Origin of the sequence: Streptomyces sp. M-16, assembly GCF_052114405.1 — a bacterium.
Classification (GTDB): domain Bacteria; phylum Actinomycetota; class Actinomycetes; order Streptomycetales; family Streptomycetaceae; genus Streptomyces.
In genome coordinates this window covers 1-8,857 of the sequence record NZ_JBFRER010000190.1, presented here as the reverse complement: position 1 = coordinate 8,857, position 8,857 = coordinate 1, and the positions used below count along the sequence as shown (strand labels likewise).

The 8,857-nt window shown below is 71.5% G+C and carries 8 protein-coding genes; 4 read left to right on the top strand and 4 right to left on the bottom strand.

Going from position 1 to position 8,857, the window contains the following annotated elements; all coding sequences use genetic code 11:
• Nucleotides 1–303 precede the first annotated feature (303 nt).
• Nucleotides 304–729 (bottom strand): hypothetical protein, encoded by a 426-nt coding sequence (locus AB4039_RS40070; protein WP_442273088.1) that lies wholly within the window; start codon nt 727–729, stop codon nt 304–306.
• A 252-nt stretch (nt 730–981) separates the two neighbouring features.
• Nucleotides 982–2,646, bottom strand: coding sequence for a protein kinase domain-containing protein (locus AB4039_RS40065; protein WP_442273087.1), 1,665 nt, complete (start codon nt 2,644–2,646; stop codon nt 982–984).
• Nucleotides 2,647–2,872: 226 nt separating this feature from the next.
• Between AB4039_RS40065 and AB4039_RS40060 the strand changes: the two genes are divergently transcribed.
• Nucleotides 2,873–4,489, top strand: coding sequence for a protein kinase domain-containing protein (locus tag AB4039_RS40060; protein ID WP_442273086.1), 1,617 nt, complete (start codon nt 2,873–2,875; stop codon nt 4,487–4,489).
• A gap of 76 nt (nt 4,490–4,565) precedes the next feature.
• On the opposite strand, the gene AB4039_RS40055 is transcribed toward AB4039_RS40060, so the two are convergent.
• Together AB4039_RS40055 and AB4039_RS40050 are read right to left on the bottom strand one after the other, a co-directional pair.
• Complete coding sequence (locus tag AB4039_RS40055) at nt 4,566–5,009, bottom strand: pyridoxamine 5'-phosphate oxidase family protein (protein WP_266840230.1); 444 nt, start codon at nt 5,007–5,009, stop codon at nt 4,566–4,568.
• A gap of 174 nt (nt 5,010–5,183) precedes the next feature.
• Nucleotides 5,184–5,843: a response regulator gene (locus AB4039_RS40050; protein WP_030225053.1), complete on the bottom strand. Its 660-nt coding sequence runs from the start codon at nt 5,841–5,843 to the stop codon at nt 5,184–5,186.
• Between the two features lie 325 nt (nt 5,844–6,168).
• Here AB4039_RS40050 and pdhA point away from each other — a divergent pair, with 325 nt between their 5' ends.
• From pdhA to AB4039_RS40035, 3 genes are all read left to right on the top strand, one after another.
• Nucleotides 6,169–7,377, top strand: a complete 1,209-nt coding sequence (pdhA, locus tag AB4039_RS40045) for a pyruvate dehydrogenase (acetyl-transferring) E1 component subunit alpha (protein ID WP_266840228.1) — start codon at nt 6,169–6,171, stop codon at nt 7,375–7,377.
• 5 nt (nt 7,378–7,382) lie between these two features.
• Nucleotides 7,383–8,363 carry an alpha-ketoacid dehydrogenase subunit beta gene (locus AB4039_RS40040; RefSeq protein WP_266840227.1) on the top strand — a complete coding sequence of 327 codons (981 nt, stop codon included), beginning with the start codon at nt 7,383–7,385 and terminating at the stop codon, nt 8,361–8,363.
• Nucleotides 8,364–8,376: 13 nt separating this feature from the next.
• On the top strand, nt 8,377–8,857 hold a 481-nt coding region (locus AB4039_RS40035; RefSeq protein WP_442273085.1), incomplete at its 3' end, for a biotin/lipoyl-containing protein.

The following is an 8,857-nucleotide window of genomic DNA, read 5'->3' as shown; positions in this document are numbered from 1 at the left end:
GGCCGCGGGCGCGCGGGCGGGGGGCGGCGCTCCCGCGGGTGCGGCGGCCAGCAGTGCGGCCCCGGCCAGCAGGGCCCCGGCGGTCCAGCGCGGCGCGCGCGGGCGTCGAGTCACGGGGAGCCCCTCCCCTTCCGTGCGGCCGGGACGCGGGGACGCCGGGGCGGCGGGACCGAGGCGTCGGAATCGAGGCGTCGGAATGACGTCTTCAGATTTGCATAATGGGGCAAAACCGGCATCCCGGGCCGTCCGTGAGGGTGGCCCGGGGCGGAGCCCAGTCCTTCGGCGGTGTCCCGGTGGCCGGACCTAGCGCAAGGGGTTGGCCGACGAGGCGGACCCGCACAGCTGCCGGTAGCCGCGGTCGTCGAAGGCCGCGGCCTCCACGCCGACGCGGGAGATGCCCCGGGCGTCGTCCAGCGAGGTGCTCCAGCTCTGGCTGCTGCCCGAACCGTTGGCGTTCAGGCGCCACTGCCAGTAGCGGGTGTGTCCGGCGGTATCGAGCGTGTAGAGGCGCACGCCCGCGATCCGGGAGTCGTCGGCGGTGTCCACGGCCGTCAGCCGCAGGTCGCGCAGGGCGCCCCGGCCGGCCCAGGTCCAGGTGGCACTGCCGTACGCCCCCGGGGAGGAGCAGTCGGTGCTCGCGGAAGCGGCGGCGGACGCGGGTGCGACGAGCAGGGCGCCGACGGCGGCGGCCACGGCCGAGACGGTCAGTGAACGGAAGACGGTGCGCAAGGGTTCCTCCATCGTGTGGTGGAGGAACCCTCCCGTGACCGGGGTCCCGGCGCACCCAGGCGCACCGGCGCACGCCGGGGCGTACGGCCGCGTCCCGGGGCGCGTGACCGGCGTCCCGCAGCGCGTGAACGCGCCGTCCCGAGGTACGTGCCCGGCCGTCCCGGGGGAGCGTGTGCCCGCGCCGTCCCGGGAAACGGGGAGCGTGTGCCCGCGCCGTCCCGGGAAAGGCGGCCGCGGGGCGCCCCCGGCGTCCTACTGCGGGTCGCCGGTGGAGACGACCAGGGTGAACTCCGTCCCGTCCTTGGGGACGTCCGAGTCCGCCGCCGGCAGCTGCTCCAGGACGGTGTCCTGCCCGTAGACCGCCTCGTCGCGGTTCTGGATGGTGAACTTCCAGCCCGCGGCCTGGATGCACTCCTTCACCGAGCGCAGGTTCTTGTAGCGGAAGTCCGGTGCCACGACCTTCGAGGCGTCCTTGTAGGACTTCGTGGGGCTCTTGCACTTCTCCAGGGCGATCGTGCGCGAGGTGTCCGGCCCCTTGTGGCCCGCCGCCGCGGGAGCGGACGCGGACGCCGACGTGCCCGGCGAGGCCGTGTCGCCGTCGCCCTTGTCGCCGCCCGAGTTCAGCACCGCGATCAGGCCGCCGATGGCCAGCAGCGCCACCACGATCRCCCCGGCCACCACCGGGGTGTTCCGCTTCCCGCCACCCGTCGAGGAGGCCGACGGGGCGGGCGCCGGGGAGGGGGAGATGGTGAACGGCGGCGGGGTCTGCGGGGCGTACTGCTGCTGCGGTGCCGGGGTGTGCGGGTACGCGTAACCGCCCTGCGCGTGCTGCTGCGGCGGGGGCGTCGGCGCGTACGGGGACGGCGGCGGGGTCTGCGGGCCCGGGTACGGCTGCTGGAGCGACTGCGCCGACGGTGCCTGGAACCCGGAGTCCACCGGCGGGAACACCGCCGAGGCCACGCCCGCCCCGCTGCCGCCCGGGCCGGCGCCCGGGACGATGACCGGAGCCCCGGCCTGTCCGGCCGACATGACCCGCGAGATCTCGTCCCGCATGGCCGAGGCCGTCGGGAAACGCTCGTTCGGGTTCTTCTTCAGGGCCCGCGCCACCAGGGCGTCCATGGCCGGGGTGATCGAGCGGTTGATGCTCGACGGAGCCACCGGCTCCTCCTGGACGTGCGCGTACGCGATCGCCAGCGGGGAGTCCGCCTCGAACGGGATCCGGCCCGTCAGCAGCTGGAACAGCATGATGCCGACCGAATACAGGTCGGACCGGGCGTCCACGGCCCGCCCCAGCGCCTGCTCCGGCGAGAGGTACTGCGGGGTGCCGACGACCATGCCGGTCTGCGTCATCGAGGTGACCCCCGACTGCATGGCCCGCGCGATGCCGAAGTCCATGACCTTGACCACGCCGCGCTTGGTCATCATCACGTTGCCGGGCTTGATGTCGCGGTGGACCAGGCCCATCTCGTGGCTGGTCTCCAGCGCGGCCAGCACGTCGGCCGTCACCTTCAGCGCCTTGTCGGCCGGCATCGCCCCGTACTGGTGGACGTCCGAGTCGAGGACCGAGCCGAGCGGCTGCCCCTCCACGTACTCCATGACGATGTACGGCATGACCGTGCCGTCGGCGCCGGAGGAGCCGAACGTCACCTCGCCCTCGCCGGTGTCGAAGACCGAGACGATATTGGTGTGCGACAGTTTCGCAACAGCCTGCGCCTCACGCCGGAAGCGCTCGCGGAAGGAGGCTTCGCGCCCGAGTTCGCTGTGCAGGGTCTTGATGGCGACCTGGCGGTCGAGCGCGGAGTCGTACGCGAGGTAGACCGAGGCCATGCCCCCCTCGCCCAGCAAATCCCTTAGCTGGTAACGGCCACCGGCCAGGGAGCCGCCTGCGTACCGGCCCTGTGTGCCGTCCTGGCTCATGACTGTTGCTTCCCCTCGGGCTGTGTCCCTACGCGTCTGGCTGAGCGCATGTCGCGCCCAGTCTGCCGGAGGGCAAGCACACGTCAAGCCGGTGCCCGCTGCGTGACCATGGGGCCACAGGGTGTCTGTGTCCGAACGGTGACCGGTTCGGAGGCTGTAGCGTTCATCGGAGCACCCGATGAGGACCCACCGCTAGAGCGGACGAGAGAGACGACGGCGAGGACTGATGGCACCCGAACCCGAGGGAAACGGCGCCGGGATGGCCGACGGTCCTGAGCACTGGGGCGCCGGCGGCCTGGTGGGCGACGGACGTTACCGTCTCACCCACCGACTGGGCCGCGGCGGCATGGCGGAGGTCTTCGCCGCCGAGGACGTGCGCCTCGGCCGCACCGTGGCCGTGAAGCTGCTGCGCGCGGACCTCGCCGAGGACCCGGTCTCCAAGGCCCGCTTCACGCGTGAGGCACAGTCGGTCGCCGGACTGAACCACCACGCGGTGGTCGCCGTGTACGACTCGGGCGAGGACCAGGTCGGCCCGAACGTCGTCCCCTACATCGTGATGGAGCTGGTCGAGGGCCGCACCATCCGGGACCTGCTGATCAGCGCCGAGGCCCCCGGGCCCGAGCAGGCGCTCATCATCGTCTCCGGCGTGCTGGAAGCGCTGGCGTACTCGCACCAGCACGGCATCGTGCACCGCGACATCAAGCCCGCCAACGTCATCATCACCAACACCGGCGCGGTGAAGGTGATGGACTTCGGCATTGCCCGCGCCCTGCACGGCGCGCAGTCGACGATGACCCAGACCGGCATGGTCATGGGCACCCCGCAGTACCTGTCGCCGGAACAGGCCCTCGGCAAGGCCGTGGACCACCGCAGCGACCTGTACGCGACCGGCTRCCTGCTCTACGAACTCCTCGCGCTGCGGCCCCCCTTCACCGGCGAGACCCCGCTGTCGGTGGTCTACCAGCACGTCCAGGACGCGCCGGTGCCGCCGTCGCAGCTGCCCGAGGGCCACTCGATCCCGCAGGAACTCGACGGCCTGGTCATGCGGTCGCTGGCCAAGGACCCGGACGACCGCTTCCAGAGCGCCGAGGAGATGCGCGGGCTCGTCCAGTACGCGCTCCAGATGCTCCAGGACCAGGGGCCGAACACCGGCACCTGGAACACCGGCCCCGTCACCATGTCGCTCCCGCACGGCCAGCCGGGCGGCGCGGCCACCACGGCCATGCCCGCGGGCGGCAACGGTGGCCCGCGTCCGCAGTACAACGCGCACGCCACGACCTCGCAGTTCCAGCAGCCGATGGTGCCCCCGCTCAACCCCGACGACGGCACCGCCTTCCCCGGCGGCGGCGGTCACGGCGGTCACGGCGGTCCGGGCAACGGCCATGGCGGGTACGGCGGGTACGACGGCGGCTACGACGGCCGTCGCGGCGGCCGGTGGAAGATGTGGGTGTTCGCGCTGCTCGCGGTCCTCGCGATCGCCGGCGGTGTCGCGTACGCGGTGAAGACCGGGGGCATCGGCAAGGGGGACGGCGGGAAGCCGGGCACCAGCCAGAGCTCCCCGGGCACCACGCAGAGCAGCCCGAGCTCGACGCCGGACACCCCGTCGAACCCGCCGAGCACCGACTCCGGCGGTTCGCACGAGGAGACGTTCACGCCGACGCCGAGCCGCACCAAGTACACGCCGACGACCAGCCCGTCGTCGACCGCCGTCACCACCCCGCCGCCGGACACGAAGACCCCGACGGCCCCGCAGACGACGCCGCCGACCAAGCCGCCGACGACGCCCCCGAAGACGCTGCCGCCCACCTCCGGTGGCGGCGACAACCCGGTCGGCGAACCGTAGTAACCACGCGGTCGGATGTACGGGAAAAGGCCCGGCGGAATTCACCCCGCCGGGCCTTTTCGCGTGAATGCGCTGATCAGAGCACGTGTTGGTACGGGCGGTCCGGCAGAGCGTGCCGGTCCCGGCCGTCCGGACGCCCCGCCAGGGTGTGCACGGTGACGAGCTGGGGTTCGATTCGCATGTAGACGGGGTCGAACACCGTGCCGTCCACGAAATGCGGACCTGGACCGAATAGTTCCAGTTCGGCGGTGGTCGGTTCGACGATCCGTGCGGTCCCGGTGAACTGCACCGACCAAAGGTGCGGGTCCGGGGAATTGGAGTTGTCCGCCCCGTACGAGACGACACTGCCGTTGCACGCCTGGTGGTAGCCGAACCCGGCGTGCATCCTCAGCACGACCTCGCCGTCCACCACGATGTGGCGGGCCAGGGCGAGGAAGGGCAGCGCGCGCATGCTCGTGGCGACCCGGCCGTAGGGCACGCGGCGCAGCAGTTCGATGGCGTGGAGTTCCTCCGGTGACATGGGGACCACTCTCCGGCACCGAGGGGGCGTCGGGGAAGAGGATCCAGCCCCGATGACCGGGGACGTTGGTCCCGAATGACACGGCCCGCCCGGTGGCACCGGAGCGACCGCGGGGCCGCACCGCCCGCCGCCGGCTCGAAGGACCGTCGGGACGGGCCGGAGGTCCGCCGGAGGCTAGCGCTTCTCAGCCTGGAGGCGCGCCACGTACGCGGCGGCCTGGGAACGGCGCTCCATCCCCAGCTTCGACAGCAGGCTGGAGACGTAGTTCTTGATGGTCTTCTCCGCGAGGTGCAGCCGCTCCCCGATGACGCGGTTCGTCAGGCCCTCGCCGATCAGGTCGAGGATCTTGCGCTCCTGCTCGGTGAGGTTCGAGAGGCGGTCGTCGCCCTTGCCGTTCTTGCCGTCGCGCAGCCGCTCCAGCACCCGCGCGGTCGCGACCGGGTCCAGCAGCGACTTGCCGGCCGCCACGTCCCGTACGGCGCTGAGCAGCTCGTTCCCCCGGATGGCCTTCAGGACGTAGCCCGAGGCACCGGCCATGATCGCGTCGAAGAGGGCCTCGTCATCGGCGAACGAGGTCAGCATCAGGCACTTGATGTCCTCGTTCTGGGAGCGCACCTCGCGGCAGACCTCGACGCCGCTGCCGTCCGGGAGCCGTACGTCGAGAACGGCCACGTCGGGGCGGGTGGCCGGGATGCGCACGAGCGCGTCCGCGGCGGTGCCGGCCTCACCGACGATCTCGATGTCGTCTTCTACCGACAAGAGCTCATGAACGCCCCGACGTACCACTTCGTGGTCGTCCAGGAGGAATACCTTGATTTTTCCGTCTTCGCGCACAAAGTCATCTTCACACACTCACCCCTTCCCTGGCGGAGTTACCCGGGATAACGTGCCGTTGTTCCGGCCCCCTGCAAGGCTGTGACCAGTCGTTGTTCCCACAGCCGCCGATTTACTTGGATATCCAAGCAAAATCGCAGGTCAAGTGGGGTTTCGCAGTTATGCGACGCACTGGGTAACGTGCATTGCGCAGGGCACTCGCCGGGGCACCTGTCACGCCTGAATCCCGTACGTGCCGTGCACCCACCCCGTGCCCGGGTACGGATACAGGTGAGCCGCACTGGTCCCCGGAGAACCCGGGTGCCGGACCGACGGAGGAGCACACGTGACCGTGGAGAGCACTGCCGCGCGCAAGCCGCGACGCAGCAGCGGCACCAAGCGGGCGGCTGGCGCGGCGAGCGCCCGCAAGACCGCCGCTGCCACCGCACAGCCGCACGACGCCGAACCTCAGCTCGTACAGCTGCTGACGCCCGAAGGTGAACGGGTCGACGCCGGGGACCACCCCGACGTCGCGGAGTTCGCGCCCTTCGTCGCGGACATCACCACCGAGGACCTGCGCGGGCTCTACCGCGACATGGTCCTGACCCGCCGCTTCGACGGTGAGGCGACCGCTCTCCAGCGCCAGGGCGAGCTGGGCCTGTGGGCCTCGCTGCTCGGCCAGGAGGCCGCACAGATCGGCTCCGGCCGGGCCCTGCGCGACGACGACTACGTCTTCCCGACCTACCGCGAGCACGGCGTGGCCTGGTGCCGCGGCGTCGACCCGACGAACCTGCTCGGCATGTTCCGCGGCGTGAACCACGGCGGCTGGGACCCGAACACCAACAACTTCCACCTGTACACGATCGTCATCGGCTCGCAGACGCTGCACGCGACCGGCTACGCCATGGGCGTGGCCAAGGACGGCGCCGACTCCGCGGTCATCGCGTACTTCGGCGACGGCGCGTCCAGCCAGGGCGACGTCATGGAGGCCTTCAACTTCTCCGCCGTGTACAACTCGCCCGTCGTGTTCTTCTGCCAGAACAACCAGTGGGCGATCTCCGAGCCGACCGAGCGCCAGATGCGCGTGCCGCTCTACCAGCGCGCCCAGGGCTTCGGCTTCCCCGGCATCCGCGTCGACGGCAACGACGTCCTCGCCTGCCTCGCGGTCACCCGCTGGGCCCTGGAGCGGGCCCGCCGGGGAGAGGGCCCGACCCTGGTCGAGGCGTTCACGTACCGCATGGGCGCGCACACCACCTCCGACGACCCGACCAAGTACCGGCGGGACGAGGAGACGGCGGCCTGGGAGTCCAAGGACCCGATCCTGCGCCTGAAGACCCACCTGCTCGCCTCCGGCGGCGCCGACGAGGCCTTCTTCGCGGAGCTGGAGGCCGAGAGCGAGACGCTCGGCAAGCACGTGCGCGAGGTCGTGCGCTCGATGCCCGACCCCGACACCATGGCGATCTTCGAGAACGTCTACGCGGACGGGCACGCGCTCGTCGACGAGGAGCGCGCGCAGTTCGCCGCCTACCTCGCGTCCTTCGAGGGTGGGGAGTGACCACCATGGCCATCGAAAAGATGTCGATCGCGAAGGCGCTCAACGAGTCGCTGCGCAAAGCCATGGAGACGGACCCCAAGGTCCTGATCATGGGCGAGGACGTCGGCAAGCTGGGCGGTGTCTTCCGCATCACCGACGGACTCCAGAAGGACTTCGGCGAGGAGCGGGTCATCGACACCCCGCTCGCCGAGTCGGGCATCGTCGGCACCGCCATCGGCCTGGCCCTGCGCGGGTACCGGCCGGTCGTGGAGATCCAGTTCGACGGTTTCGTCTTCCCCGCGTACGACCAGATCGTCACGCAGCTCGCGAAGATGCACGCCCGTTCCCTCGGCACGATCAAGCTGCCGGTCGTCATCCGCATCCCGTACGCCGGCGGCATCGGCGCGGTCGAGCACCACAGCGAGTCCCCGGAGACGCTCTTCGCGCACGTCCCGGGCCTGAAGGTGGTCTCGCCGTCCAACGCCAGCGACGCCTACTGGATGCTCCAGCAGGCGATCCTCAGCGACGACCCGGTGATCTTCTTCGAGCCGAAGCGCCGCTACTGGGACAAGGGCGAGGTCGACGTCGACGCCATTCCCGGCGAGCTGCACAAGGCGCGCGTCACCCGCTCCGGCACCGACCTGACCCTGGCGGCCTACGGCCCCATGGTGAAGGTGTGCATGGAGGCGGCGGCCGCGGCGGCCGAGGAGGGCAAGTCGGTGGAGGTCGTCGACCTGCGCTCGATGTCCCCCGTCGACTTCGACGGACTGCAGGCCTCGGTCGAGCGCACCCGCCGGCTCGTGGTCGTCCACGAGGCGCCGGTGTTCCTGGGCGTGGGCGCGGAGATCGCCGCCCGCATCACGGAGCGGTGCTTCTACCACCTGGAGGCTCCGGTGCTGCGCGTGGGCGGGTTCCACGCCCCGTACCCGCCGGCCCGCCTGGAGGACGAGTACCTGCCGGGCCTGGACAGGGTGCTCGACGCCGTCGACCGCTCGCTGGCGTACTGAGGAGAGCCCTGCCATGACGATCCGCGAATTCAAGATGCCCGACGTGGGCGAGGGCCTGACCGAGGCCGAGATCCTCAAGTGGTACGTCCAGCCGGGTGACACCGTCACCGACGGGCAGGTCGTCTGCGAGGTCGAGACCGCGAAGGCGGCCGTGGAGCTGCCGATCCCCTTCGACGGGGTGGTGCACGCGCTGCTCTTCGAGGAGGGCGTGACGGTCGACGTCGGCCAGGTCATCATCTCCGTCGAGACGGCTCCGGGTGCGGGCGACGCGGGCGGGACCGCCGAGGCGGCCCCGGCCGAGGCGGCCCCGGCCGTCGTCGTCGCCGTCGAGGAGGAGCCGGCCCCCGAGGGGCGGCAGCCGGTCCTGGTCGGCTACGGGGTCTCCACGGCCTCCACCAAGCGCCGCCCGCGCAAGGCGGCCGCGGGTGCGCCCGCGGCCAACGGCACCGGCGCCCCGGCGTCGGCCGTCGCCGCGCGGAACGGCAGCGCGGCCC

Excerpts from the sequence above, each read along its gene's own strand:
- AB4039_RS40055 (WP_266840230.1), bottom strand. The coding sequence starts at position 5,009 with ATGTCACCGGAGGAACTCCACGCCATCGAACTGCTGCGCCGCGTGCCC.
- AB4039_RS40040 (WP_266840227.1), top strand. The coding sequence starts at position 7,383 with ATGGCCATCGAAAAGATGTCGATCGCGAAGGCGCTCAACGAGTCGCTG.